The 26935-nt window shown below is 61.3% G+C and carries 20 protein-coding genes; 18 read left to right on the top strand and 2 right to left on the bottom strand.

Annotated features, from left to right (window positions below; translation table 11 throughout):
- Positions 1–425 precede the first annotated feature (425 nt).
- The 8 genes from Harman_RS16655 (at position 426) to Harman_RS16625 (ending at position 8527) form a co-directional block, all read left to right on the top strand.
- Positions 426–1058 carry a DUF4255 domain-containing protein gene (locus Harman_RS16655; RefSeq protein ID WP_160140705.1) on the top strand — a complete coding sequence of 211 codons (633 nt, stop codon included), beginning with the start codon at positions 426–428 and terminating at the stop codon, positions 1056–1058.
- 1 nt (position 1059) lies between these two features.
- Positions 1060–1839, top strand: coding sequence for a hypothetical protein (locus Harman_RS16650; RefSeq protein ID WP_137684907.1), 780 nt, complete (start codon positions 1060–1062; stop codon positions 1837–1839).
- A 361-nt stretch (positions 1840–2200) separates the two neighbouring features.
- Positions 2201–4834: a choice-of-anchor D domain-containing protein gene (locus tag Harman_RS16645; protein WP_137684906.1), complete on the top strand. Its 2634-nt coding sequence runs from the start codon at positions 2201–2203 to the stop codon at positions 4832–4834.
- A gap of 6 nt (positions 4835–4840) precedes the next feature.
- Positions 4841–5281 (top strand): phage tail protein, encoded by a 441-nt coding sequence (locus Harman_RS16640; RefSeq protein ID WP_137684905.1) that lies wholly within the window; start codon positions 4841–4843, stop codon positions 5279–5281.
- The gene (locus tag Harman_RS16635) at positions 5278–5694 is read left to right on the top strand and encodes a hypothetical protein (protein ID WP_200830953.1); all 417 of its coding nucleotides are present in this window, start codon (positions 5278–5280) and stop codon (positions 5692–5694) included. The genes Harman_RS16640 and Harman_RS16635 overlap by 4 nt, the downstream gene beginning before the upstream one ends.
- A 14-nt stretch (positions 5695–5708) precedes the next feature.
- Entirely contained in the window at positions 5709–5876 is a 168-nt protein-coding gene (locus tag Harman_RS21635; RefSeq protein ID WP_200830951.1) for a DUF6760 family protein, read from the top strand.
- Positions 5873–6316, top strand: a complete 444-nt coding sequence (locus Harman_RS16630; protein ID WP_137684904.1) for a phage tail protein — start codon at positions 5873–5875, stop codon at positions 6314–6316. The genes Harman_RS21635 and Harman_RS16630 overlap by 4 nt, the downstream gene beginning before the upstream one ends.
- 66 nt (positions 6317–6382) lie before the next feature.
- A complete protein-coding gene (locus Harman_RS16625) occupies positions 6383–8527 on the top strand; it encodes an ATP-binding protein (RefSeq protein WP_137684903.1) in 2145 nt (714 codons plus the stop codon).
- A gap of 83 nt (positions 8528–8610) precedes the next feature.
- Here Harman_RS16625 and Harman_RS16620 read toward each other — a convergent pair whose 3' ends face one another.
- Complete coding sequence (locus Harman_RS16620; protein ID WP_160140704.1) at positions 8611–11025, bottom strand: eCIS core domain-containing protein; 2415 nt, start codon at positions 11023–11025, stop codon at positions 8611–8613.
- 454 nt (positions 11026–11479) lie between these two features.
- Here Harman_RS16620 and Harman_RS16615 point away from each other — a divergent pair, with 454 nt between their 5' ends.
- From Harman_RS16615 to Harman_RS21270, 10 genes are all read left to right on the top strand, one after another.
- Entirely contained in the window at positions 11480–12526 is a 1047-nt protein-coding gene (locus Harman_RS16615) for a hypothetical protein (protein ID WP_137684901.1), read from the top strand.
- Positions 12526–13194 (top strand): CIS tube protein, encoded by a 669-nt coding sequence (locus Harman_RS16610; RefSeq protein ID WP_137684900.1) that lies wholly within the window; start codon positions 12526–12528, stop codon positions 13192–13194. The genes Harman_RS16615 and Harman_RS16610 overlap by 1 nt, the downstream gene beginning before the upstream one ends.
- A complete protein-coding gene (locus Harman_RS16605; RefSeq protein ID WP_137684899.1) occupies positions 13191–14243 on the top strand; it encodes a phage late control D family protein in 1053 nt (350 codons plus the stop codon). Before Harman_RS16610 ends, Harman_RS16605 begins: the two co-directional genes overlap by 4 nt.
- 1 nt (position 14244) lies before the next feature.
- Positions 14245–14886: a phage baseplate assembly protein V gene (locus Harman_RS16600; protein ID WP_137684898.1), complete on the top strand. Its 642-nt coding sequence runs from the start codon at positions 14245–14247 to the stop codon at positions 14884–14886.
- Positions 14887–14891: 5 nt separating this feature from the next.
- Positions 14892–15182 carry a PAAR domain-containing protein gene (locus Harman_RS16595; protein WP_137684897.1) on the top strand — a complete coding sequence of 97 codons (291 nt, stop codon included), beginning with the start codon at positions 14892–14894 and terminating at the stop codon, positions 15180–15182.
- The gene (locus Harman_RS16590; RefSeq protein WP_137684896.1) at positions 15179–15667 is read left to right on the top strand and encodes a GPW/gp25 family protein; all 489 of its coding nucleotides are present in this window, start codon (positions 15179–15181) and stop codon (positions 15665–15667) included. Before Harman_RS16595 ends, Harman_RS16590 begins: the two co-directional genes overlap by 4 nt.
- Complete coding sequence (locus tag Harman_RS16585) at positions 15667–19257, top strand: putative baseplate assembly protein (RefSeq protein ID WP_137684895.1); 3591 nt, start codon at positions 15667–15669, stop codon at positions 19255–19257. The genes Harman_RS16590 and Harman_RS16585 overlap by 1 nt, the downstream gene beginning before the upstream one ends.
- Positions 19258–21321: a putative baseplate assembly protein gene (locus Harman_RS16580; RefSeq protein WP_137684894.1), complete on the top strand. Its 2064-nt coding sequence runs from the start codon at positions 19258–19260 to the stop codon at positions 21319–21321.
- A 1-nt stretch (position 21322) separates the two neighbouring features.
- On the top strand, positions 21323–23707 hold the full coding sequence (locus Harman_RS16575) for a phage tail protein (protein WP_160140703.1): 2385 nt from the start codon (positions 21323–21325) through the stop codon (positions 23705–23707).
- Positions 23708–23807: 100 nt separating this feature from the next.
- Positions 23808–25766, top strand: coding sequence for a hypothetical protein (locus Harman_RS21270; protein WP_160140702.1), 1959 nt, complete (start codon positions 23808–23810; stop codon positions 25764–25766).
- Positions 25767–26478: 712 nt separating this feature from the next.
- Here Harman_RS21270 and Harman_RS16565 read toward each other — a convergent pair.
- Entirely contained in the window at positions 26479–26754 is a 276-nt protein-coding gene (locus Harman_RS16565; RefSeq protein WP_137684892.1) for a hypothetical protein, read from the bottom strand.
- Between the last annotated feature and the right edge of the window lie 181 nt (positions 26755–26935).

Raw genomic sequence — 26935 nt, 5'->3', positions numbered from 1 at the left:
CAATGTAGAACGGTGGCTACTTATAGCCAGGTGTTTGTGATCGATGCGAACGCGCTCCTCCCCTCCCTACTCACTCGCTTCGCTCATTTCTTAAGGAAGGGGACTCCGCGCTACCGCTTCAGTTGAATGTATTTTCGAGAATTCTAACGATGGCCCCGACTTTCCGGTACTGCTTCAATCACACTGCATCAAATACAGCCGAGAATTAGTTGTAACGCATCGGTCGCTGGCAGAACCCGCCAAACTAAATACCAGCATTCGGTTCCCCATCACAATTATATTCTAACAGGTTGAACAGTTCGTTATTATAGGAGCGCGACCAGGATGGAGATAACGAGCACGGCGAAAATTCCGAACACAGGCCCTGTCTTCAGCGGAATCTGGGGTGTACACTGGACCGATGGGAACGAAAGGAGGCGAGACGCGTGAGCACTGACCCGACCTACGACGTCGTCGCCCAGGTCGGCGAAATATTCGTCGACCGATTATACAAGGTGATCTCCCAGGTCAAAGACATCAAGCCCAAAGACATCGCGCTCACCTCGCCCGACGACGCAACAGGGACCCATCGCGTGACGGTGTATCTCTATGAGGTCACGCGTAACGCCCATCATCTGAACGCGGACGGCCGACCGGCTATCACCGTCAAGCAAAACGGCGAGAACGGTGAACGCGAGGATGGTCGCGGCGATCCGCTTGTTCTCGACCTGCACTACCTAGTGACTGCGCATCCGGCCGGAAGTGACCAGAGCGAGGCCGGTGGTGAGGCGACGACCCGGACGACTAACCAGCATGAGCTGCTTGGCCTCATCATGCAGGCGGTCCACGAGAACCACATCCTCCGAGGCGTCGACTTGCCCGGCGATTTCTCTGGAGGGGAACTACAGATCGACGTCGAATCCCGCTCGACGGACGAACTGACCAACATCTGGAGTACCTTCGAGAACGCACCCTATCGTCCGTCGATTGCCTACCGGGTCACGCCGGTGGTCATCGAAGGAAAAGAAACCGCCGGCACAGAGCGCGTCGTTGACCAACAATTCCGGGAGTACAGTTGAGATGGCGCCGAATCGAACCACCGAGTGGGAAAAGGCGACCAACGTCGCAACATTGCGGACAACACTCTCGTTCGCAATTGATCTTGTCGATCCGGTGACTGGGACACGACCCTGGAAGGACGTGACCGTTAGTCTCACCGATGTACCGGCCGACCCGGTCACCAACCCTAGCGGTTTTCGTTTGTTCTTCGAGGTTGAAACCAATCCCGTCACAGTCGCAGTCGACGGCGGTGACCACTTTTTCGATCAACAGATATCCGTGGATCACGGCGGCCTTCACACAGGAGACGAACCACCCGACCCACCAGTCAAGGAGATACGGTTGACACCAACGCCTGCCTACCAGTTCACACCAGGGACAACATTGCTGCGGGGTGTGGTGAGTGACAATCCATTGCCCAGTGGCGATGGAGTCGGCGACGCAACGGTTTCGCTGGCCGACGTACCGACCGAAAACGAATCTGTCGAGGCGCCGACTACAGACGGTGGCGAATACGTCCTCCGGATCCCAGTGTCTGCCGAGCGAGTCATCAGCGACAACGGCGACCAGTGGCTGGACAAGGCAGGCGGGAGTCAGTCATCTGGCAATGGGAATGGACCACCCGGTAACGGCAACGGACCACCAGGCAACGGCAACGGTCCGAACGACAACGGGGGCAACGATGAGTTCGACCCTCCAACTCATGAAGTCACAGTTTCTCATTCCGACTACGCCGACAGCACAGCAACGATACCGATCCGGGCTGGAAGGACCACGCGACACGACGTCGTCTTCGACTAACAGTTCAGGGTTTTCCGTCGGGTTCTACAGCCAGGGCAGGCTGAGTGCCTAGGGGTCATTCGGAAGATAGAAAATCTCCCGTGATGACGAGCCACTTCGCGTCTCGAACCACGTGACCCCGTGGCGGTTCACCTAATTCGAGGCGGAGGGCCCACCATCAACGAGCGAGTGGGTCCTTAGACCCCGAGCGAAGTAGGGGAGAGTAGTTTACACTGATTACGACCGAATAGCAGGTGCCCTATCCCTGTCTCACGATACGTCATTGAGGCACACTTTCTTCTCAGGGGAAGTTTAATCAACTAGTCACGCGATATTTTCCATAGTCATGCGAACAGCGCATCGACTGGGATCGGTGCAATAGATGCCCCAGTACCAGGCACCAGGCGTTTACGTCGAGGAGGTAGAGCGCGGCGCAAAACCCATCGAGGGCGTGGGTACCAGTACACCAGGCTTCCTGGGAGAGACCGAACGTGGACCGGAGGATCCGCGGCTGCTGACGAGCTACGCGGACTACCAGCGATGGTTCGGCGGCGTCGTCGAGGATCGCTATCTCTCCCAGGCCGTCGAGGGGTTCTTCCAGAACGGTGGAAGTCGCTGTTATGTTGGGCGGATTACACCGGAAGTGACGGAGACTGGCACGGTGAATCTTCCGCCAGTCGGGGCGACGGCAGGCCATCTTGCCCCAGTTACTGATACCCTCGATTTCGGCCTCCATGCGGCTGACCAGCAACCCGAGCAGGACATTCTTGTCGAGACTGTCGAGGAACGAGGCGACGAAACGATCACAATAACGAATCTGGCAATACTGGGTGACCGACGAAACGACTTCGAGGTTCGAACCGACATCCCTCCGGATGGGTTGCGGGTTGAAGCGGGAGACCCCGAACCCATCACAGTCGCATTCACCCACCCTGACGGTGCATCGACCGGACCCAACCCAACGCTTGAAATCACAGTTACAGGAGATTCGACAGCCGAGGACGTAACTCTAGCCGGAACAGCGCTCGGGGATCCGCTCGGTCATGCCAACAACAACGGCGAACTCGGGTATATACCGGGTGAAATCGATTTCGGGACGGTCACCGTCGGTGAGACGGCCGAAGCCACAGTCAGCTTTGAAAACCTCGGTACCACCGATATCACACTCGCGACTCCAGCCGTAAGCTTGGGTGGAGATACAGCTCACTTTGCGGTCCCGGACCAGGGGAGTTACGACGGGATGACCATTCCAGGAGGCGAGAGCATAGACGTGACCGTTCGCGCGGAACCCGATGAGGTAAACGTAAACGGTTGGTCAGGGACACTGTCACTGGAAGACGACGCGGGGAACGTCAGCGATAATATCGAACTCGCCGTGACGGGCGTCCTCACAGACGAGATGCTCACGGCCGAGGGTCCAGTCGGAGCACACGACGGGACGCTTACCACAGCCACTGGATCGCTCGATTTCGGAACCTTCGTCGTCGGGAACACGCGGACCCGAACCCTCACCATCCACAACCGGGGCACCGTTGACGCAACGCTCGATGGGGTCGGTTCGAGGACCGGTGACCACGAGGCGTTCGTCATCCAAGAACTGGACGCGATAACGAACGGCGGCATCGCGGTCCCGGCCGGCGGATCCGCCGATCTCACGGTCAGAGCTGAACCCAACGATCAGGATGTGGAGGAAGCGACGGTGACGCTGAATTTCACGGACGACAATGGTGGGACTGGGACCGTCGACCTCAGCTTCACCGCCACCGTCGCCGACTCGATCATTGAACTGGAAGCAATCGGCCCGGGTAACTGGGCCGAGGGTGTCGCCGTCTCTATTGCCGACGGCTCCCTCTACAATCCCAGTACGAACGATTTCTTCGGAGTAATCGTCAGGTACTGGAGCGACCCGGCCGACCGGGTGGCTGCCAGGGCAGTACTGGCGGACCCGGACCTCGACATCGACGAGGCGCCGGACCCTGATGTCGAGGAAGTCTATGACAACCTCACGACCGATCCAGTGTCGAGCGACCACTATGGGACGACCCTGAATACCAATTCGGCACTTGTCGGTTTCGACGAGGACGAAAGCGAGGACGGGACCCGGCCAGCGAGCGGGACCTACTGGCTTGAGGGCAACTTCCCGAACAACAACGTTGTCCCAGACGATTACGATGGGGATGCGCCCAATCCCGAGAATCGGACGGGCTTTGCGGCTTTCGATCAGGTCGACGAGATAACGATGGTCTGTGTCCCGGACGAACACGAGTACACCAACCCGCTCCACGGGAAGGTGCTCACCCACTGCACGACGAACGGTGACCGCTTCGCCATCCTGAACTCGCCGCCATCGCCGCCGACGCCCGGCAACCTGCGACCGACCGAGAGCTCGGACTTCGCGGCTTTCTACTACCCGTGGCTGACGGTCGGCCACCCCGAGACGGGCCGCGACCAGAACGTCCCGCCTTGCGGGCACGTGGCGGGCGTCTACGCCCGCACGGACCAGGAACGAGGTGTCCACAAAGCCCCGGCCAACGAGCAGGTTCGTGGGATCCGCGGCCTCCAGAAGACGGTCTCGAAGGGCGACCAGGAAACGCTCAATCCACGTGGCGTCAACTGCATCCGTACCTTCCGCGGCCGCGGGACGCGCGTCTGGGGTGCTCGGACCACCTCCAGCGACCCTGCCTGGAAGTACGTCAACGTCCGGCGACTGTTCCTCTTCGTCGAGGAATCGATTGAGGAAGGCACCCAGTGGGTCGTCTTCGAGCCCAACAACGAACGGCTCTGGGCGCGGGTCAGACAGACCATCAGGAACTTCCTCACCAGCGTCTGGAACGACGGTGCGCTGATGGGCACCACGCCCGAGGAAGCGTTCTATGTGAAATGCGACAGGAGCACCATGACCCAGAACGACATCGACAACGGGCGACTCATCTGTGAGATTGGGATTGCACCGGTGAAACCGGCAGAGTTCGTCGTCTTCAGAATCTCTCAAACGACTGCGGGAGCGGAGGGCTGATCAGCCATGCCAGACAGACACGGACCGTTCCGGAACACGCGCTTCCTCCTGGAGATAGACGGCATCGCGATTGCCGGCTTCTCGACCTGCAACCTTCCGGAGAACTCCACGGAGGTCGTCGAGTACCGCGAGGGCACCGACCCGCCTCACTCGCGCAAACTGACCAGCCTGAACGACTTCGGCAATCTCAGCCTAGAGAAGGGGACGACCGAGGACTCCATTGCCCTCTACGAGTGGCGAAAACTCGTCGAACAGGGCAAACTCGAGGATGCTCGTCGGTCGATTGCGGTCGTCGTACTCGACGAGGAAGGCGAGACCGGTCCGCGATTCGAGTTCAAGCGGGCCTGGGTACGACAGTACGACGCACCCGACCTCGACGCGAGCGGGGGTGATGTCGCCGTCGAATCCCTCGAAATCGTCCACGAGGGGATGGAGCGAACCGCATGACTGGCGTGCTCCAGACCGAATTCGAATTCACACTCCCGAACGGGTATGCTGACGACGACGGTGAACTCCACCGAGAAGGAGCCATGCGACTTGCGACCGCTGCGGACGAGATCAAGCCAACGAAAGATCCCCGCGTGCAGTCCAATCCCTCGTACATGACCGTCATCCTGCTCTCGCGGGTGATCACTGATCTCGGAACCTTAGAGGAGGTGACACCCCACGTCGTCGAGAACCTGTTCGTCTCCGACCTCGCGTACCTGCAGGACATGTACGAGCGGATCAACGAACGCGGCAGTGACGCAGTCGATGCCACTTGCCCGGACTGCGGGACGAACTTTGAAGTCAGTGTCGCCACCGATGGCGGCACAGAGGTCACCCAGGGAAACGCGGATCAGACGATGGAGGTGGAGTAACCGGTCCGAGACCAATGACGCGAATCTCGCCCGATCGTCTGTTCGAGGAGACGGCGTTCATCGCCTATCACTTCAACTGGGACCACGACACCGTCATGTCGCTCCCCCACCGCGAGCGCGAGCGCTGGTGTGCCGAGATCAGCCGGATCAACGAGCGGATGAACGAGGGCGGTGAGCGATGAGCAGCGGTGGTCGCGGCGACCCGTACCTCGATTATCGGTTCGTCGTCGAGATAGATTCGGTTATCGCCGGTGGATTCAACGAAGTCACCGGCCTCGAGCGGTCGGTCGAGACCCAGGAATACGACGAAGGCGGCGTCAACGGCCACACGCATCAGCTGTGGTCCGGTGAAAGTCAGTCGAACTTGACGCTAAAACGCGGATTGACTGATGCCGACACGCTCTGGAAGTGGCTCAGGCGCTCTGCCTCTGGCCCCGTCGACCGGAAGACTGTCATGCTCTTCCTGCTGGATTCGACCGGCGCGCTCTCGTGGGGTTGGTCGTTCACCAACGCCTATCCGGTGACTTGGAGTGGGCCCAGCCTCAGTGCCGATAGCGCCGACGTTGCCATCGAGGAACTCGAACTGACACACACGGGTGTGAGTACCGTCGAGGGGCTATAGCGATGACAGCCAGTGAACCCCGAACAAACTGGAAGAGTCCGCGGACTCGCCTCGGCAGGTGACCTGATGGAGCCCTATCCGGACAACCGAGCACATCTCACCGACGAACTCCGCCGGATCGATTCCTTGCTCTATCACTATCTGGAAACCTGGCGGGCAGAGTCCGCCGCCAACGGCGACGTGCCTGGCCTATATGTTTCCGATGCCGAAGTTGAGCAGATTTTAACAGGCGATCGGACAGCGACACAGAGCACGACCGACACCAGAGACCGACACGCTGACTGGCGCGAGACGATTGATGACCGTGTCACTGCAACGGCGGCCACAGACACTACCCTGCGCTTGCAAACACTGGCGGAACGATTCGGACTTTCCGACAGACACATCGACGCCTTGTTGCTGGCCGTCGCACCGGACCTCGACTTGGAGTACGAAAAGGTGTTCGCATACCTCCAGGATGATCTCACGCGGAAACGGCCGACAGTCGACTTGGTGGCCCGCATCCTCGGATCGACGGATCGGGGCCCACTCGACGAGCGCTACCGACTCTCTGAATCCTCGCCGCTCGTCTCGACTGGTCTGGTGAGACCCCGATTGCCCGAGACGGGAGCACCGCTGCTGGCCGCGTCCGTAACCGCCGATCGGCGCGTCGTTGCGTACCTGCTCGGGAGAGACGATGTGGATCCGGCAATTGCCGACTGTACAGAAGCCATCGAAGCCGACACGACAATCAGGGACCTGCCGCTAGACGACGAGGTCCGTCGGAAAGTGGAGGGTGCGGAACCAGCAACCGACCAGACACAGACGATGGTCACACTGTCAGGCCCGGACGGCGTCGGCAAACGAGCTGCCGTTGCGGCGATGGCAGCCGGGCTGGATCGACCACTGGTCCAGAGCGACGCCTCACGGTTGCTCCGGAGTGATTGCGTTGACCCAATCACGCGAGTCTGTCGTGAAGCGAGCCTTCGGAACGCCGTCGTTCACCTGACGAATGTCCATCGACTCGACGGCGAAAACGGACAGGATGGGGGTATCGAGTCCGTCGTAACGGCGCTTGCGAGCTATCCAGATCACGTCTTCCTTAGCGGGACTGAAGACTGGCAGGCGCCACGATCAGTCGACTCACACGCAGTCACACGTCTTCGCCTGCCCAGACCGGGCTACGAACGGCGCAAGGAACTGTGGGATCGCCGCATCGCAGACGGTACTATCGACCTTGACGCCGATGACCTCGACACCGCGGACCTGGCCGCGACGTTTTCACTCACACGTGGCCGAATAAACGAAGCAATCGAACAAGCACGCCGACAAAGTGCAGGCGGCCTGACGAGCGAGGGTATCTACAAGGCTTGTCGGGCCCAGTCGCGGGAGACGCTGGGCGACCTCGCGGTGCGGAGTGAACCGACCTACACCTGGGATGACATCGTGCTTCCGGCGGACGAACTGCGCCAGTTGCACGCCGTCGCAGCCCATCTCTCCCATCGCGGAACTGTCTATTCTGACTGGGGCTTCGAAGACCGGTTCAACCTCGGCACCGGACTCAACGTCCTCTTTTCCGGACCTTCAGGAACTGGGAAAACGATGGCTTCCGAGATCCTGGCCAACGAGGCCGGCCTGGACCTGTTCAAGATAGATCTCGCGAGCGTCGTCAGCAAATACATCGGCGAGACGGAGAAGCATCTGAAGCGGATCTTCGACGAAGCCGAACACAGCGACGCGCTGCTGTTCTTCGACGAAGCCGACGCTCTGTTCGGCGAGCGCTCGGAAGTGTCTGACTCCCACGACCGCTACGCAAACGTAGAGGTGAGCTACCTGCTCCAGCGCATGGAGGAACACGACGGAGCGGTGATTATGACCACCAATCTGGAGGAGAACATCGACGACGCGTTCCAGCGACGGATCAACCGCACTGTCGAGTTCCCGCGCCCGGACCAGGCTTCGCGCTACGCCATCTGGCAGGCAATTTTCCCTGAGAACACTCCCGTGGGCGAGCTCGACTACGAGTTCCTCTCATCGTTCGACCTGACCGGCGGCAACGTCGAAAATGTCGCACTGACCGCGGCGTTTCTGGCGGCCGACGACGGTGGCGCAGAGGGAGAGGGTCGGGTGGAAATGAAACACGTCGTGCGGGCGTTGCGGCGTGAGCTACAGAAGACTGGGCGGCTAATCAGTGCCGACGAGTTCGGGGAGTACGCCGGTCTGTTGCCGTGACGGCGGCCGGGACTGTGGAACGCCATACTGAACCGCGACCTGTACTCGTCTCGTCCGGCAGGGCAACTGTGTGCCGGACCGATTCACTGTGAGGTGCGCGATTGCAACTGTCGTGCCTTTCGCTTTTGGATCCGGGTAAGGCTCCGAACAATCTCTTCCGGGGAGAGGCGGGAGATATTCGTCAGGGTCTCGTAGTAGCCGATGTATTTGAGCGTTGCCGGACTGTACTTGTCGAGCATCATGGTGACGTGGGACTTCAGTGTCGTGGCGTCGTCGAGCAGTTCCGACCGCGATGTTCCTCCCGCAGACCGAAGCGCCAGTTGCTCCGCGGTGTTTACGGCTACCTGCCAGTCGTGGAGCGCCTTGCGGTGCCGTTCGTTGATCTCGATTCCGTGCCGACCGGGCCAGCGGGAGATGACTTGCTTTTTCTGCTCAACGCTCCCGTCCCGTTGGCTGGCTATCTCGAACAGTCGATCGAGCCCCGCGTAAACGCTGAAGTAGTTCGTCCCCCCGACTTCGCGGAACAGCATCGGGTAGTTGTTACCCCATCCCCAGTCGACGAGTGACCCGGGATCGGTGAGCTGCGACCTGGCGTCTCGGATATACGGATCCGGCGCAGTCACCCACTTCTCGTTGAGCGCGTCCACGAGCGTCTCCATCTCTTCGTACGTCGCTGCGCCGCGAAGTTGGTCGAGCGGCACCGTCTCCATCGCGTCGATGATGCCTGAAGCGAGCGCTCGGTCCCGCATTGCCTGCCGCTCGGTCGCCGTTCCCTTGGACTTGCCCTCGCCTTCCCAGACCGTCAGGTCGATAGTGAAGTATCCGATCTGCACTTTTACGTATCCTTTCGTGCTGACGGAGGACTTCGTCGGCTCCACTGCTCCTTCGTCCGTTTCACCGTACGTGGTCTTGGCGTGGAACTCGGCGCCTGCTTCGACCGACGCACCTGCCTCGGACGAGACAGTGATCGGTCCCACCCCCGCCTCGTTCGAGTATCCCTTCGGCTGTTCGCCCTCCGATTCGTCTCCCTTCTCGTCGCTTCGCTTTGGTGAGTCGTCGCCGCGAACGTCGGCCACTCCCTCTTCCATCCCTCGTTCTGCGCCTTCGGACGCGGCCTCTCCGGTTTTCCTGAGCTCCGCGATCAGTTTCTGGAAGTCTATTTTGAATCCGAGTTTCAGGTCCGCGTAGTTCTGGTGGAGTTCGAGTCTGTCGTTTCCCTCGCCGAGATGGAACTCGAATCCGATAATCCCGTCTATCATGGGTTCGACCGCGTTATTCGTTTCCTCTTTGATCTTCTTCAGAAGGCCGCCGCTGAGCTGACGGACGAGCAGCTGTGCGATGTCGACGTCGGCCGTGATCGTCGTGTACACGTCACCTCCCGATCGCTCGTCGCCGTAGGCGCCGACCGCCCCGATCTCGAGGGTCCAGAGCTCGGGGTCATACTTCCAGTTGAGGCTCACCTTTTGCGGACCAACTTTTAGCGAGTATGACTTGTCTGAATCGTCACCTGGCTCCCACTTGATCGTCATCCCCTTGAAGTTCGTCGTGAGTTTGGGCATGAGGACCAGTTTCGCATCGACGTCGAACGTAAAGGTCCCCGCACCCATCTCGTATTCCTGGGACGTGGAAAGAGGGATCGTCCCCCTTCCGTCCTTCTGTTTTCCCAGCCAGTCCACTAACATTTCGGCGTAGTCGCTGCTCTGTTCGGACTGCGGACTCTGTGACTTCGTCGTCGCCGTCTTCTGTTCGGTCTGGCGATGGACAACTGAGGAGTCTCCACGAGATTGAACGACGTGTGACAATTCGTGCGCCAGTAACCGCCGACCGTCGGAACTGTCCGGAAGGTACTCGCCTCGGCGGAACACGACTTGATTTCCGATGGTGAACGCGCGCGCCCCCACTGCACGAGCGGCTCTGTCCGCAGCAGTGTCAGTATGCACCCGAACGTCGCCGAAATCCCGGCCGAACTGCGACTCGAAGTACGACCGGTGGGGCTCAGGGAGTGGCCGACCGCCGCTTCGAGCGCGCTGGACCTGGCGCTCGACCGAGGGTTTGGGTGGGGTGTCTGCAGGCTCTGCCGATGTCGTCTCGCCCGTGCTCGCGGTCGCTCGCTGCAGTTCCGCCTCGCAGTCCGTACAGTTGAGGGGTTTGCCCTCGCGGTGACGTCGACGACATCTTTCACAGAGGCGCTGGACGTGTTCACCGTCGCTCTGGGTCGGTAGCGGAGTACTCGATGTTCTGGCTGACTCCGTTCCCGTCACCTGGTCGGCCGCTCGTTCGGCTTCCCGCTCGGCCGGGTCGTTCGGTCGACTGACTACAAGTCCCTGCGCCGTGTGCCCGCCGTCTGCCAGTCGCTGCACGGTCTGGTTTCCGACAGACCGCTGAATCGAGGCGACGCCGTCCCGGCGGGCGGCATCCGGACCATCGCGGTCAGCCGACCGGCCGTGCGCACGGCTAGATCCCTCGTCACGTTCGGGGTCGACCTGCCGACGTGTCACAGTCCATCCCGCCCCTGCCAGGATAGTTCACGAGTCGCCATTCTCAGATAGTACACAAGCCGTAGTGGTAATTCTTTCCCGTTATCAGGATCAGCGAACCGATTCAGCGCCGTCCTCCGCTCGAATAGCGGTCGGCCTCTTCAAGGCCCCGAATCCAGAAGTCGTGCGTATCGGGTCGCTCCCTCCGAAAAACTCCTCAATTCTTTCGAAGACGACCCGCGAAGAAATTCGCTGAACCTGTCAGGACGAGTCGTGATGTCAACACCTCGCTCAGAGAAAACAATAAGTGACGTGGGCGTAATTTGTGATTGTTTAACACATAGCACTAACAGCGGCGATTACAGAGAGACAATACGTGGTAGACACACCTCAAACTATCAACCTCAGCCGTTTCGTCCGGTCTATCGGTGTCACGGGGCTCGGAACGGCCCGGACCGGCCGGACAGCGCGTCGAATGCGGACGCTTGACGACGGCTTCGACGGCGTCCTCGCGACCAGCGTGAGCACCGAGGCTGGCGCTCCGCCGGCCGACCTGTCGTATCTCACCCTCACACCTCTGGTGGCCCAGAGACTGCTGAGAGACGAACGCGACGACGGAGCAGACCGGATGTCGCTCGGCGAATCGCCGACGGGCGATCAGGAAGGAGAGGCGGATTCCCCGGCTCCCCAGGGAGACGAACTCCGGGTCCGAGAACTGCTGCGAGACGATGGCGATGGGACGGCGGACAGTCGTGACCAGCACCCGACCGAAATGACGGTGAGCGAGCCGCAGAACCGGAGTATCAACGACCACGCGGATGAGGAGGGGGGATCGACACGGAGGGCTAGCCAAACTGAGCGGTCGGATGGACGGTCACTGACTGACTGGGACGGTCAGGCTTCCCAGCCTGGCGGCGACGAATCAGCCGAGCTATCGGAACGGGCCGAGGAGTGGCCGGCGAGTGAGTCACCCCGGACTGTCGTCGAACAGTCCGGACCCGCCGGGGGCGGTCCCGGAACGGTCGGGGAGTCGGCGGGCCGCGACAGTCGGTCCGAACGGGTCGGACCGAGTTCGAGCGAGCGAGGCGGACCTGGCCGGGAGTCGCGAGGGGCTAGCGAGCGTGCCCCAGGCGATGGCATCCCGACGACTGTCGTCCATCAAGGTACCCCCGACGGCGAGGGGCACGAAGGAGCAACCAGTGGGCAGAGCGGGCCTGCGAACGACTCCGGGGGTGGCCACACAGCCCCAGGAGATGGCCGTGACGCACCGGGCCTGACGGTCACCGTTCCCGGGGTGTCCGAAGTGTCTGCGAATGCGGACGGAGCGTCCGTCCCGGATGCGAGTACCGCACAGCGCCAGTCAGCACCCACGGATTCTGAGACCGAGGAACCGAGCGATAGCGCCATCACAGAGCGGACGGTCATTCGGTCGGATGGGCGACTGAACGAACGCGTCTTCGACAGGCTCTACGAAGAAGTCAGTCGGAAGATGCGACTGGAGCGCAACCGGGAGGGACGCTGATGTCCGGGCGCGCGACCGATGCGGATCTGCCGAAAGCGAAGATACGGATCCTGGAGGGGACTCGCCAGGGCGAGGAGATCCGGTTCCGGTTCAACCCGAACGAATACAGCGTGGACAAGAGCATGAACTACGGCGAGCAATCCGTGGCTGGGATCACGACCCCGCTGACCCAGTTTGTCAGCGGGAAGGCCGAGACGCTCTCGATGGAGCTGTTTTTCGACGTGACCGAGGACGAATCGACAAACGATGTCCGCGATCGGATCGAGCGACTCGACGCCCTGCTGTCCATCGACGGCCAGTTGCACGCACCGCCGAAGTGTCGCTTCGTCTGGGGTACCCTGGAGTTCAAGGCAGTCATGGAGAGCGCGAACAAGCGGTTCACGCTGTTCCAGCAGGACGGGACTCCCTTGCGGGCACGGGCCGATGTAAGCTTCAAGCGGTATCGAACGCCCGAGGAGCAGTCGAAGGCCACACCCAAACTGTCTGCAGACCGTCGGACAGTCTGGGAGGTCACCGCCAGCGACACCCTCTGGCTCATCGCCGACGAGGAGTACGGTGACCCAGGACAATGGCGGCCCATCGCCGAGGCGAATGACCTATCCGATCCACGGCGTCTCGAGCCCGGAACCACACTTGTCGTCCCAAAACTGGAGTCTGATGGCCGATGACGCTGACGCATCTCGAAGACGACTACGACCACTTCTACTCACCTCGGTTCGAGGTTCAGGTCGGCCCGCGCACCTACCGTGCGGCCGACGGCCGGATTTCGGGGCTCAAACTCGACACGAGCATCGAGAAGACCAACACCGTCGACTTCACGCTGAACGAGCAATACGACCACGAACGCGGTGCCTTCGTAGACTTCGCGGAGAACCCCGTAATAGAGGGGATGCCAGTCGTCGTCCAGATGGGCTACGGCGATACACTCAGGCCGATGTTCATCGGCACAATCGGGTCCGTCCAGCCGAACTTCCCGTCCAGTGGCGGGCCGACGCTCGACATCAGGGTCGAAAGTCTTGCCCACCAGATGACGAAGGCAAAACGCGACCGGTCGTGGTCGAATACGACGGTGAGCGCCGTGGTCGCAGACGTGGTGTCGAACTACCCGTTCCAGGGCGTCTCGGTTGATCTGGTGGGGCAGGCTGACCTCACGCTGGAGAAGGTCGTCCAGCACAACGAGTCGGATTACGCCTTCCTCTCGGAGAAACTGGCCAACAAATACGGGTTCGAGTTCTTCGTTACGAACGGGATTTTCCACTTCAGGAAGCCGAACCCGCTGGCGGCGCCTATCGTTTCCCTGGAGTACGGGAAGTCGCTCCAGTCGTTCAGTCCGAACCAAGAGAACGCCGAGCAATCTGTCGGGACGGTTGAAGTGCGTGGTTGGAACCCGGATCAAAAATCGGCGATCACAGCGTCTACGAGCGTTCCGGAAGGGGGCAACGAGACTGACGTTCGGCGGGTTGCCGTCGAGTCTCAGCAGGAGGCCCAGCGCATCGCCGAGGCCGCTGGGTTCGACCTCACACCGGCCTCCAGTGGACGCTGTGAGACCATTGGATTGCCGGAGATCAGAGAGGGTGTCGTCGTCATGCTTGCAGGCCTCGGTCTGCATTTCAGCGGCCTCTACTACGTTGAATCCACGACCCATCGGATGGACGAGTCGGGCTACACGACCAGCTTTCAGGCGCGGCAGGCAGACCTCTTCGAGGGATTACTGTAACATGAGCCAATCGGACCACTCAGCGGCGGGAACGGGGGCGTCGATGCGCGGCGTCGCCGTAGGTATCGTCACGGACAACCAGGACCCCGAGGACATGGGGCGAGTCAAAGTGACCTATCCCTGGCGGGAAAGTGACGACGAGAGCGACTGGGCCAGGGTCGCGACCGCGATGGCCGGCCCGGAGCGCGGGACGTACTTCATCCCGGAAGTCGACGACGAGGTGCTCGTCGCCTTCGCCGACGGGAATATCCGCTATCCGTACATCGTCGGCGCGCTCTGGAACGGGCAGGACGCCCCACCGGAGACGGGTGACACGAACAACGACATTCGAAAGATTACGTCCCGGAGCGGGCACGAAGTCGTCTTCGACGACACGGACCAGTCCGAAAAGGTCGAAATAACCACCAACGGAGGCCACAGTATCGTCCTCGACGACTCCTCTGGAAGCGAGAAGATCACCATTTCCGATAGCAAGGAGCAGAACAGTATCGAGTTCGACGCCACGAGCGGCTCGCTCGATATCACCGGCGGGTCGAAGCTCACCATTGAAGCCCCAACGGTCGAAGTAACCGGCAAAGGCAGTCTGAAACTCAAATCCGACGGCATCCTGGAGATCAACGGATCGCTCGTCAAAATAAACTGATACACATGCCACCAGCAGCACGCGCACTCGACCAGACCGCACACGGAACGCCGCTGTCGGGACCAGGGAGTCCAGACGTCCTGATCGGCGGCAAACCAGCCTGGCGTGCCGTAGCGGACGTTCACCCCTGTCCACTCGTGACGGGAGTGGTCCCGCACGTCTCGGGTACCGTCGTCGCGGGCAGTAGTACCGTCCTCATTAACGGATTCCCGGCCGCTCGGCAGGGAGACACAATCGTCGAGAGTGGCCCACCGAACACAATCGCCGCTGGCTGTCCGTCCGTGATCATCGGATGAATCCCGATGACGACGCGGCCGGGGCGGGAAATGGCAGGCAGGCGACCTACAGCGACGGTCCCGGCGGAGCGAAGGGCGCGTCCAGTCGCGAGGCCGCCGAGGACTTCCTCGGTCGCGGCTGGGCCTTCCCGGTTGAGACAGACGACCGCGGTACGATCCGGCAGTCCTACGGCCGGGCAGACATCGAGGAGTCGATCCGGCTCATCCTCGAGACGGCCAAAGGCGAGCGCGTCATGCGCCCGGACTTCGGCTGTGGGATCCATGACTTCGTCTTCGCGACGGTCGATAGATCGACGCTCACGCTCGTCGAGACGAGCGTCCAGGACGCGCTTCGCGAGTGGGAGCCGCGCATCGAGGTGCTCTCAGTGGACGTTTCGACCGCGGAAATCGACAACGGCAAACTGCTCATCGAGATCGAGTACCGCGTCAGAGAGACGAACAACGAGTTCAATCTCGTCTACCCGTTCTATCTGGAGGTAGGGTGATGGCCGACCCGCCACAGGTCGACGGCCGCCGTCGGGACGCCATCCGCTCGCACCTCGAAGCCATCGCACCGTATTACACCACCGAGTGGGATCCCACGACGCCGGGACCAGGGACGACCCTAGCCGCGCTCTTTTCGGAGATGGCCGAAGACGTGATCGAACGCCTTGACCGCGTCCCCGAGAAACACCAGCGTGCCTTTTTCGACACGCTGGGGTTCGACCGCAAACCGCCCCATCCGGCTACTGTCCCGATTTCGTTCAGCGTCGACGGCGGTGCGCCGCGAAACGTGGTCGTCGACGGCGGGACCAGAGCGGCCGCACCCGCCGCAACCGGGCGGCCAGAGCAGACATTTACCGTGCCTGGTGAACAGCGCTTCGAGGCCACGCCGGCGTCACTCCAGGCGGTCTACGGCGTCGACCCAACCGTCGACCGGGTGTGCAACCATTGGAACCCTGACCTCAATTCAGGCCTGGCCGCCGGCGGTGACCAGCAACTGTTCGTCGACGAAAACGAACAGCGACACGTCCTTTACATCGGCGACGTCGACCAGTTGACCGTCGAACAGCCCGACAAGGAGGGGGAACTCGCGACGATCCGGGTTCGGTTACAAACCGACGCCGACCAGGATCTCATCGAATCGCTCTACTGGCAGTACCACGGTGAAGCGTCGGTCGGCTCGGAGACGGTCGAGCAGTGGCACTACCCGACAGCGATTTCCAGCGTCGCGGACGACGCGACTGCGAACGAAGTCGTCTTCGACCTCGCGTTCGAGGGGACTCTCACCAAGACGGCCGTCGACGGTATCGAGAGTCTCTGGATCCGAGCGCTGGTCCCATCCGTCCACGGCCGGGGCGACCTCACAGGAATCACCATTGGCCGTGAGGTCGGCATCGGTCCTGGCCTCAACTGGAGCCTCAGTGATGCGTCCGACGGCGATACCGATGGCGTGGATGGTAGTGACGGCGAGACTCCCACGTCCAAGACGATGTCGCCGGATCGGCTCCTGTACGACGACATCCCGCTCCCCTTCGACGAATCCGATGCGGGCAACACCGACGAGATAGAAGACGAGGGGACCTACTACCCCCTGGGAACGGAACCACAGCGACAGAGTACCTTCTACGTCGCCGCCTCGGAGGCCTTCTCGAAGGCAGAAACGGAACTCACCCTCACCTTTGAGGAACTCACACTGCCGGACGCGCCACCGGAGAACAATGGGGGTCCACCGGGATCGACAGTAGTGAACAAGCACGAATCCGCGGGCGATTGGGTCCGAACAGAGATGGAACCGCAACTCTCCTGGGAGTACTGGAACGGCGACGGGTGGTCCCGGATCGCGACACTCACGGATGAAACCGACGACCTGACGGGAGCTGGCCAAAAGGTCGGCTTTCGCGTCCCGGACGACCTGGCGAAGACGACCGTCGCCGGCCACGAGAACCACTGGATCCGCTGTCGCCTGGTCGGCGGGAGCTACGGGACGTGGGTCTCGGAGGAAACGAACGGGACCTTCCAGACACACCATGTTGTCTTTCCGCCGCAGTTCGACTACCTGAAGATCGAATACGGAAAACTGGAGGCGGATCAGGAAGAAAATGGTGAGACAGAGGAGAATGACGATGAGGGAGGAGACGAGTCGTCGGCATTGCCGTCCTCGCCAGCCACGCAGGTCCGGACCGAAAACCACCTGTCCGTCAGCGAAAATCTCGCTGAGACGGGCACTGGAGAAGTGCGTCCGTTCCGGCCGCTGCCGGACCCTGGCCAGGCACTCTATTTCGGGTTCGACGGCCCACTCCACGACGGGCCGCTCACCCTGTTCGTGGACATCTCCGACCAGTCGTTCCCGCCTGACTTCTTCCCACGGATCCGCTGGGAGTACTGCGCGAACCCCGGGGGCGACGAGTGGGTCGAGATAGATGTCCGCGATGGTACCGCGAACCTGACCGAGCGCGGCATCGTGCGCCTCGTTCTGCCAGGGGAGAGCGTGCTCCACAAACGGTTCGGGACCGAACGCCACTGGGTACGAGCACGGGTGCAGGACGACCAGTTCGAGACGAGTCGGCCAAAGCTGCAGTTCTACCATCTCGAGTACCTGGCGCCGGAGTACGCGGCACTGCAACCGGACTCTTACGAGAAACTATACCACGAAGGGTACGTCACGGCGCAACCGGACCACTACCAGCCGGGGCGCGTCACGCTACAACCGGAAAATTATCAGTTCGACTACCAGCTAGGACGCGTCACGCTACAACAGGGCGACTATCAGGAGGAGGCCACACTGGATACGGACCTCTTCACCGACGGGGGCTGTGAGTCGGTTGAGCCCTGTGGACGGACACTCCCAACTGAGCCACCATCGGGAGAGCCGTCACAGGAACCACCGGTCCTGACGGATATCTCACCGAACACAGCGTGGGCGTCGAACGTCCGCCTCCTGGAACGAACGACGCTCGGATCAAGCGACGGCGAGCCGGCCCAGTCATTCGCGACAGTCGAGCGGCCCGTGCTCGACGAAACTGTTTGGGTCGACGAACTGCGTGCCCTGTCGGAGGGTGAGCGGGCATCGCTTCGTGCGGCAGACTCACCGGCTGTCGAAGCCGAGACGGCGGCTGACGGGTCGCTCGAGGCGTTCTGGGTGGCCTGGACCGCTGTACCAGACTTCCTGGATTCAGGTCCGGACGAGCGTCACTACACCATCGACCGGACAGCAGGAACGGTGACCTTCGGCGACGGAACTCGCGGGCAAATCCCGCCGCGAGGTACCGACAACGTCGAGATACAGTACCGGACTGGGGGTGGCCCGGCCGGCAATGTGGCAGCCGGTGCCGTCGCCGAATTGGTGGACTCGATCCAGTTCGTCGACGGGGTTACTAACCCGGCACCGGGGACCGGCGGGGCAGCCGCGGAGTCCTCGGAGTCAGTTGTTTCGCGTGCGCCTGAACGACTCCGCGACCGTGACCGTGCGGTCGCGGCCGTCGATTACGAACGGATCGCGACCGACAACGCTCGGGAACTCGCGCGGGCGCGGTGCATCCCGGAGATGAATCTGGCGGGAGACCACGAACCCGGCTGGGTCACGCTCCTGATCGTCCCCGACGCCCAGCGGCCGAAACCGACTCCATCCACCGGGCTGAAGGCACATGTCGAATCGGAGGTCGAACAGCGGGCACCCGCGACGCTCGTCGCGGCCGACCGCCTTGTGGTTCGGGGCCCAAGCTACGTCGGTGCCTCGGTCGATACCACCCTGGTCGCCGAGAGGGCTGGCAGCGTCGCCACCCTCGAAGAGACGGCCGCGAGTGCGGTCGCTGCATTCCTCCATCCGCTCACTGGCGGGGAGGAAGGTGAGGGATGGGCCTTCGGGGACCTGCCGGCGATGTCGGACCTCTACGCGGTCCTCGAAGGTGTCGATGGCGTCGACTACGTCGCCGACCTCTCAATGACGTTTGCGTCCAACGAGGGGACGGCGACGGTCCGCGAGGGCGAGGAATCACCGACCGTCTCCGCGGACGCACTCGTCCACAGTGACGGCCACGACGTGACTGTCAGGCTTGGAGCAACCAACCCTGGAAGCCGGGAGGCGGAGCAATAGATGGGGGTCGACGTGCCGGATCTCGACGACAGGGAATTCGAGGAGTTCCTTGAAGACGCCCGCTCACGGATCCCGGTCCACTCCGACTCCTGGACCGACCACAACGCCCACGATCCAGGGATCACGTTCCTCGAACTGTTTGCCTGGATCGCAGAGACCGACGACTACCGCCTCGACCGGGTGACTGACGAACATATCGAACAGTACCTCAGGCTCGTCGACGTCCAGCCACACCCGCCCACGCGGGCGACGGCCCGGGTGGCTGTGAGCGTGCCAGACGACCTCAACGGCGCCGTGGTCCGTGACCGAGAACCACTCCGCGCCGACGTCAGTCCATCGTCGGTCGAGCGCTTCCGGGCACGCGGGCGGACCGAGTTGACAAGCGCAACCGTCGATGCGGTCATCTCCGTCCACCGCGCCGGCCGCTCAGACGACACTGTCGCAAACGAGTCGGCGGAGATGTCGTTCCGTGCGTTCGGCGACGACCCGGCGGCCGACGACGCGCTCTACCTGGGCTTCCAGTCAGACCCGTTCGCGGCCGTCTCACGGCTCAACCTCGATATTGAGTACGACGACGCGGACCTCCCCGATCCCGCAACCCACGGGGATGAGATCGGCCGGTTCGAGCCCTCCCACCGCGTGGTCTGGGAGTACTACGTCACGCCGACTGACGAAGATCAACGGGACGGCAGTTGGTTCGATGATACTCGGTGGCAGGCATTCGCGGACACTGTCTCTGAGACAGCGGTCCGCGATGGGACGACAGCGCTCTACGAGAGCGGTTGCGTTTCGCTGCCGGAGCCCCCGGACTGGCCGAGTACACCAGCCACGTTCTTCGGGGGCAACGATCCACACTACTGGGTTCGGGGGCGACTCGCACAGTGTGAACCGCCGGGGCCGTCACCAGCCTGTGACGCCCCAGATGGATCGTCCGAGGTACCGCAGGTCCATTACGAAATACCCCCACAACTCTCTGCGGTCCGGACCAACGTGTTCGAGGTCGAACACGCGTCCATGGCGACGAGCGTAGACTGCGAGACCCTCGACCAGCCAGACACCGTCACACTGAAACGCCACGGCGGCCCGACGACAACCGCCCGTCCGAGACAACGGTTCCACTTCGACCGAGCGCCCGTCCAGACGGCGACGATTACCGTGGGCGGCCAGCCATGGGACGAGGTGCCGGACTTCGCTGGCTCCGGGCCGGACGACCGCCATTACGTCCTGAACCGGGCCAACGGCGTCGTCCGATTCGGCAATGGCGTACAGGGTGCGATTCCCGAACCCGATCAGGATGTCATCGCTACGGACTGCGAGTTCGGCGGCGGTGACGACGGGAACGTACCCGCTTCGACCGAGTGGCGGTTCGAGTGCGGGCTGCTGGCAAACGACGTAGCTATCGAGCCGCTCGGTAGCGCTTCGGGTGGCAGCGACGCCGAATCAGTCGACGCCGCGCTCGCACGGGCGACCGAGTCACAGGACACACCGTTCCGAACCGTCACGCAAGCAGACTACAGTTACGTCGCCACGCACACCCCTGGCTTGCGCTTCGGTCGCGCGAAAGTCCTGACCGGCGGCACGGACCGCGAGCCAGCAGATCCTATCCGGGTTGTCGTAGTCCCGTTTAGTCCGCCCGACGTACGACCGTACCCGAGCGCGGGCTTTCTTGAGGCTGTAGACTGCCATCTCAAGCGGCACGCGCTGCTGACTGACGACGTGACCGCAGTGACACCAACCTATGTCGACGTCAAAGTCGAGGCGGACATCCGGATCGTCGAGGGGACTCTCCCGGAGGCACGCCGACGCGCCTGCGAGACCGCTGTTCGGGAGTTCCTCGACCCGCTCAGGGGGTTTGAAGGCGACGGGTGGCCGTTCGGCCGACCGGTGTACGTCTCCGAGATATACGAACTACTCGAAGAGACCGAGGGTGTCGACACCGTCGTCGACGTGGACGTGGCCACTGAGGATGGGACTGATTCGGATCGTGACACCGCACTCCCAGCGCTGGAAGCCGTCACCGTCCGGATACTTGAGGAACCAGAGGACTGCGGGAGGGAGTTCTGACGTGTCCTTCCCCTTTGCTGGGACCCACTCAGCGACCGAGTGGGCCGACTGGTACCGCACGAACACGGACATCGTCGAGGACGGCGTCCAAATCGCCACCGACCCGTACCCGAGCTACGAGGCACCACGCCCCATCGGCGACGGTGAGTTCGACGCAGTCGATGTCACAGTCGACGGCTGTGGGACCGCGTACATCCTCTCGACCGACGGGAGTGTCTATCGCTACGATTCCGACCTGGAGCGACTCTCGCGGCTTGATTGCGTCTGGGATCCCAATGACGGTGGTGCGCCATCGGCTATCGCCGTCGCCGAGGACACGCTCTACGTTGCCGACCGGGCGACGGGACGAGTGCAAGCGCTCTCGGTCCACCTGCTCCAGACCCGCTGGATCGAGTCGGGCTTTAGCGACCCAATCGGCCTCACGGTGAGCGAGGGGACTGTGTACATTCTTGACGCACTCGACGAAGCACCATCGTCTGGCAGCGTCGATGGGCGGCTCCAGCGACTCTCCCCTCGTGGAGAGGTTCAAACGGTGGTCGAACACGAGTACAGCCCGACCGACCTTGCGACCGACGACGCAGGTAACGTCGTGGTCCTGGGACCGGAGACCGATACCGTAATAGATCTCTTCGAACCCGCGACGCTGGCAGCGAGTGGGGGCGACGCGGTACCCGACCTTCGGGTCCCCACGGACTCGTTCCCAGTCACGTCGCGCGGCCCGCAGAGACCCCGTATCAGCGTTGAGGCGGTCGGCGTTGCTGAACTGCTCGTCGGAATCGGTTCCGCGAATCCTGACGAGACCGGCCTCTTCCGGTACCGCCCCGACGAGGGCGGGTTCGAGCCGATGCCAGGTATCGATGGCAGCGTCGTAGAGCTGCAGACCGGAAACCCGGGCCGTGATGGCACCGATCCCCCGCTCTACCTCATCGATGGCGAGGGTCGGGATGTCCATATGCTGGCCGCTGACGGTCGGATGCGGCGTTCGACCGCGGACGGCGACTACCGTGCCGACCTCGTCGGTCGGTTCGACTCCGGTGAGCGCGGCATGCAGTGGCACCGCGTCACGCTGGGGCTAACCCGCGGTGACACCCGAGCGCGGACGAAGACCCAGGTCAGACTGCAGTACGCCGCGACTGACGACGACTGGCAACCGGAAGGTAGCGACGTTGCCCCCTCTGACCCTCCGGGAGCTATCGAGGGTATTGGGTCAACCGACAGCACTCGCCTCCAGTCGGCTGGATTCACTGAACTACGGGACCTCGTTGCGGTGTCGCCCGGACGGCTGGCCCTCCTACTGCGCACCGATAGCCATCGGGTCAGTCTCCGGGCCGCTGCTGACCTCCTACACAGTGCTCGCGCTGCGCTCCGCGGTGAGAGCGTTGAGGTACAGGCGGATGGTCGAATTGAGTGGCGAGACATAGAGCAACCCAATCCCGAGGACGCGCTGATTCCTGAGGCTGAGGGACGCTATCTGTGGCTCAAACTCACGTTAGTCGGAGATCAAGGCGCGTCGCCACACGTGGACAGTGTGCGCGCGTACTTCCCACGGCAGTCGTATCTCCGCCACCTCCCGGCGGTGTACCGCGAGGAGGCGACCAGTGCCACCTTCCTCGAACGCTATCTCTCCATCTTCGAGAGTACGTTCGTCGACATTGAGGAGCAGATTGCCAGTTCCTCGAAGTACATCGACCCGGGGGGCATTCCAACCGAACACCTGCAGTGGCTTGGCGAGTGGCTCGCCGTGGAAGCCGACGAGACGTGGTCGGCCGACGCACTCCAAGCGTTGATCGAAGCCGCTCCGGCGCTGTACCGCAAACGCGGTACCGCTGAGGGACTGCTGGCGACCATCCGCCTGTACCTCCGGCACTCTGATGTGGGCGTCATACCACGAGGACCGGAGCTGGTCACTGATGGAACCGGTGCCTCATTCTCGCCGCAACGAGACGACGAGCGGGACCAGGAGACGGAGTCCAAGGCTGTCTACCTGATCGAACACGGTGACCTGTCGTGTATCGACTGCCGGGAGGTCAGGCGGCTCTACGACCGGCTGATCAGTTGCAGTCACGGCTTCCTCGTCTTGCTCCACCCGGACGTGACCGACGCAGCCGCCGAGACTATCGGTCGCATCGTCGAGGCTCAGCAACCGGCCCACGCTACCGGACGTACGGTCCATCTCCGCGACACCACCGTGTTGAACGGAACAGGCAAGGAGGGGGCCGGTACACCAGGACACCACACGTACCTCGGCGTTAACAGCCGCCTCTCCTCCCGAGAATTCAAACTCGGAGAGAGCGTCGTGGGCCAGGAATCGCGGCTGGGAACTCGAGAGCCCGACGGCCAGCTCGAACTCAAATCCAGACTGGGGGAGGATTCCAGACTGAGCTAGGGACCACGGATCAGTCCCTCTCCGAGGGATTGTCACGACGAACTCACGGGACGTGACGGCAGACGACCACGCGAACACCAACACCACAGGCAGATCAACAATGAGCGACTCACAGAACGGAACTAACTACGGAACGCACGGGGACGAGAACCACTCGCTGAACCGCTTCGAGCGTAACCGCTTCTTCAACGGGAAGCTGATGACGGCCCGCGACATGCTGGCCGAACAGGAGTACCACGCCGAGCGCCTCGAAACGGTAACCAGCCAGGTGACTGGCTGGGGCATCGTCTGTGGCCTGGATGCACGAGTCGAATCCCCTGAGGGTGAAGAGCGGCCTCAGGTTGTCGTTGAGTCGGGCGTCGCCATTGACCGGGCGGGACGGCTCATCGTCGTCCCCGACGATCACAGCGAGCCACTCAAGGAGTCCATCGGCGGTGTCAACACGGAGGTGTCGATCTACCTCCGCCACGATACCTGTCTCACGGAATCGGTGCCAGCCCACGGCTCCGAAGACGCATGCAAAGAAGAGTGTGACTACAATCGAACGGTCGAAACGTACGACGTTGTCGTCGAAGAGGGCTCCCCGATCGGAGAAACCGAGGAAGGAGAGACCACAGGCGAGCAGAAACCGCTTCGGCTCGAGCACCTCCGGTTCCCGACTGAGGAAGAAGTCAGCTCCGACGTGACCACCGACTCAGGTCGAATCGCGAACGAAAACGATGCCGCGCATCTACCGGCTCGATACTACCACGAACTAACCGACGACGACGTCCAGTTCCGTGAAGTTCGCGACTGTGAAACGCCCAAGCCAGGCATGGTCTTCTTGGGCCACTTCGAGTCCGACGCCGAAGGGGAGTGGTCGGTCGTCGACTATTGGGACGAGGATACCGACCCCCGACCGTACGTCTACACGAACGACATGCTTTATACGGGGCTGGTCGACCATGCGACAGACTTCGAGAACCCACACGAACTCTCGCTGTTTGTCGAGGGCGTCGAGAACGGGGCCGCGCTCGGGATCGACGGCCGCGATGTGACCCTTACCGGGTCCGGCGGAACGTCAGTTGACGTCAACGGCACAGTGGTGACCGTCTCCGGCGGGGGTGCAGATGAGGTCTTGGACCCAGTTGCGGAATACTTTGAGGAGCACAAACCACGCCTGGACGCCCTCCGGAAAGTCGCCTGCGTCTTCGAGGAACTGCGCGACCAGTTCGAATACGTGTCGGCCAGCGGCCAGCAGCAACCGCCGGCCATCGTCGCCGATGCACTCACGACGGTGGCCAGGCAGGCTCTCGACGATGATGGCGACTTTGCCGAAATCTATGAAGAACCCACGGAATTCCTGCAGTTCGTCATCGAGCAGTTACTCAACAGGTTTGAGGAACTCGCCAGTAGCCTCCCGGATTTCGTTGGTGGGACCGACGAGTTCAGGCGAGCGATCTCCACGCTTGCATCGCTTGTTGAATCAGTACAGGACGACGATGTCTCCAACGAAGACGGCAATCGCGTCGCAATCGAGCTATTGCGACTCACAGAGTCGGCCAAGTGTCTCTCGGGCCACTGCATCAGATTCGGCCACCTTGGCGACTACACCCCTGTCACCTCGGTACTGACACTCAAGGATGTCGCCGTCGACCCGATGCTTGTCGAACTATCGATGCTGTGGACGTACGTCCCTACAGTCGTACCAGTGGATTCGAGATTCGACAAAGCTCTCGAATTCCTCGATAGCGGCCTCCGGGTTGAACTCCCACCGAGCGACTTCGCATCGGTGACGCTACGACGTGGTGAAAGCTTCGCAGTCACAGCCTTCGATGACCAGGACACCGATGTCGATTCAGCGGACGGTGTTCCGGGCAACAACGACCCTGTCACCTTAGCGGTTGAATCAGGACAAGATCAACGCCCGATAACGTACTTGAATCTCGAAGTCGAGGGCGGAGCACCCCCAAGCATGGTGCGTGACCAAATGAGGGAGCGGCTATCGGACGAGCAACGGAGACGGCTCGAAGAGAGCGAGACTCGGACTGGCCAACTACTCTCGGTTTGCCTGCGGTAATCCGACGAGTAGGTTATGGTGGAGTGGCACCGTTTCGACGGTCCAGCCCCTATTTACTCACTCGCTATTCGCTTATCGCTTCACTGAAGAGAGTCCGGCCAGATCCGTTCATCGACATCTTAGTACCGAATGCTCCTGTAGAGGGTCGGTTCTGAGGGGTTTGGGTCGCCGGTATGGACAGACATCTCCACTGTGAACTGGGGTCAATCAACCTTCATGAATTTGATGTTAGTACCTTGAGACTGTTCACCACCGGTTCTTCGTCTGTTTCAGTCTCTTGTTCGGAGGCCTCAGGGCCACTGGGACTGTGTTTTCAAAACCGACAGTCAGATTGCTTTTGACTGCTGCTCGTATGCAAACAGCATCAGACCGATTGTCAATGATTCCAGAAGCCCGACTTAGCTCACAGTGGTGCCGCCAAACTCTAGTTAAGTATCGCTGAGTTGTTGCTACACAGTACCTATATCCTGCAACCCATATAACATGGTTGTTTATTATATATTTTAACTAACAATAAAGAGAACAGATATAATATGCGTACGATTGTTATGGAATGTTATGTTATAACTTACCAATTTTTCCTTTCGCTTTCATCTGTGAACTACTCGCCAATGACGAGGGGTCTTGGTACTCACAAGCACCAGCCATTCGGTTTCGACGGCTATTTGATGAATATGGAGGGATTCATGACTTGACCATTCTCGAAGTCAGTTTACTCTGAAAACGTTATAGAAAACGATATCGGTGATGGTCCGCCGGAAACCGTCAAGTCGTACGATGTTGCCCCCGCTTCGTCCGCGACAGTTGCCACTGTATCATGGAACGCATCAAGCCAATCTTTGAGACGGTCTTCTTCATGTTTCGCCATATCTTCGAAAGAAAACGCTCCCAATGTGTCGTTCACCTGTAATATATGCAGGTGAAGGCCTGACACATCATCCACATTTTCTATTTTGTTCACGAGCTCATGGAATTCTTTTTCGGCCATATGATGGTTTGTGGCCACGTTATGTTATTCTATTTTATAACCTTAGTGATGGAAACACCGCTACATGCTAGAATTTCAGTTCTGTTATCGTACTGATAGCGTCTTGAAAAGCCTGGACACCGCACTGATTCGGGTCATAACTCCGAGTATAGTTCTGTACTTGTGGTTGCATCGTATCAGG

Origin of the sequence: Haloarcula mannanilytica (assembly GCF_005406125.1) — an archaeon.
GTDB classification, from domain to species: Archaea; Halobacteriota; Halobacteria; order Halobacteriales; family Haloarculaceae; genus Haloarcula; species Haloarcula mannanilytica.
This window is presented reverse-complemented; position numbering and strand designations above follow the sequence as displayed.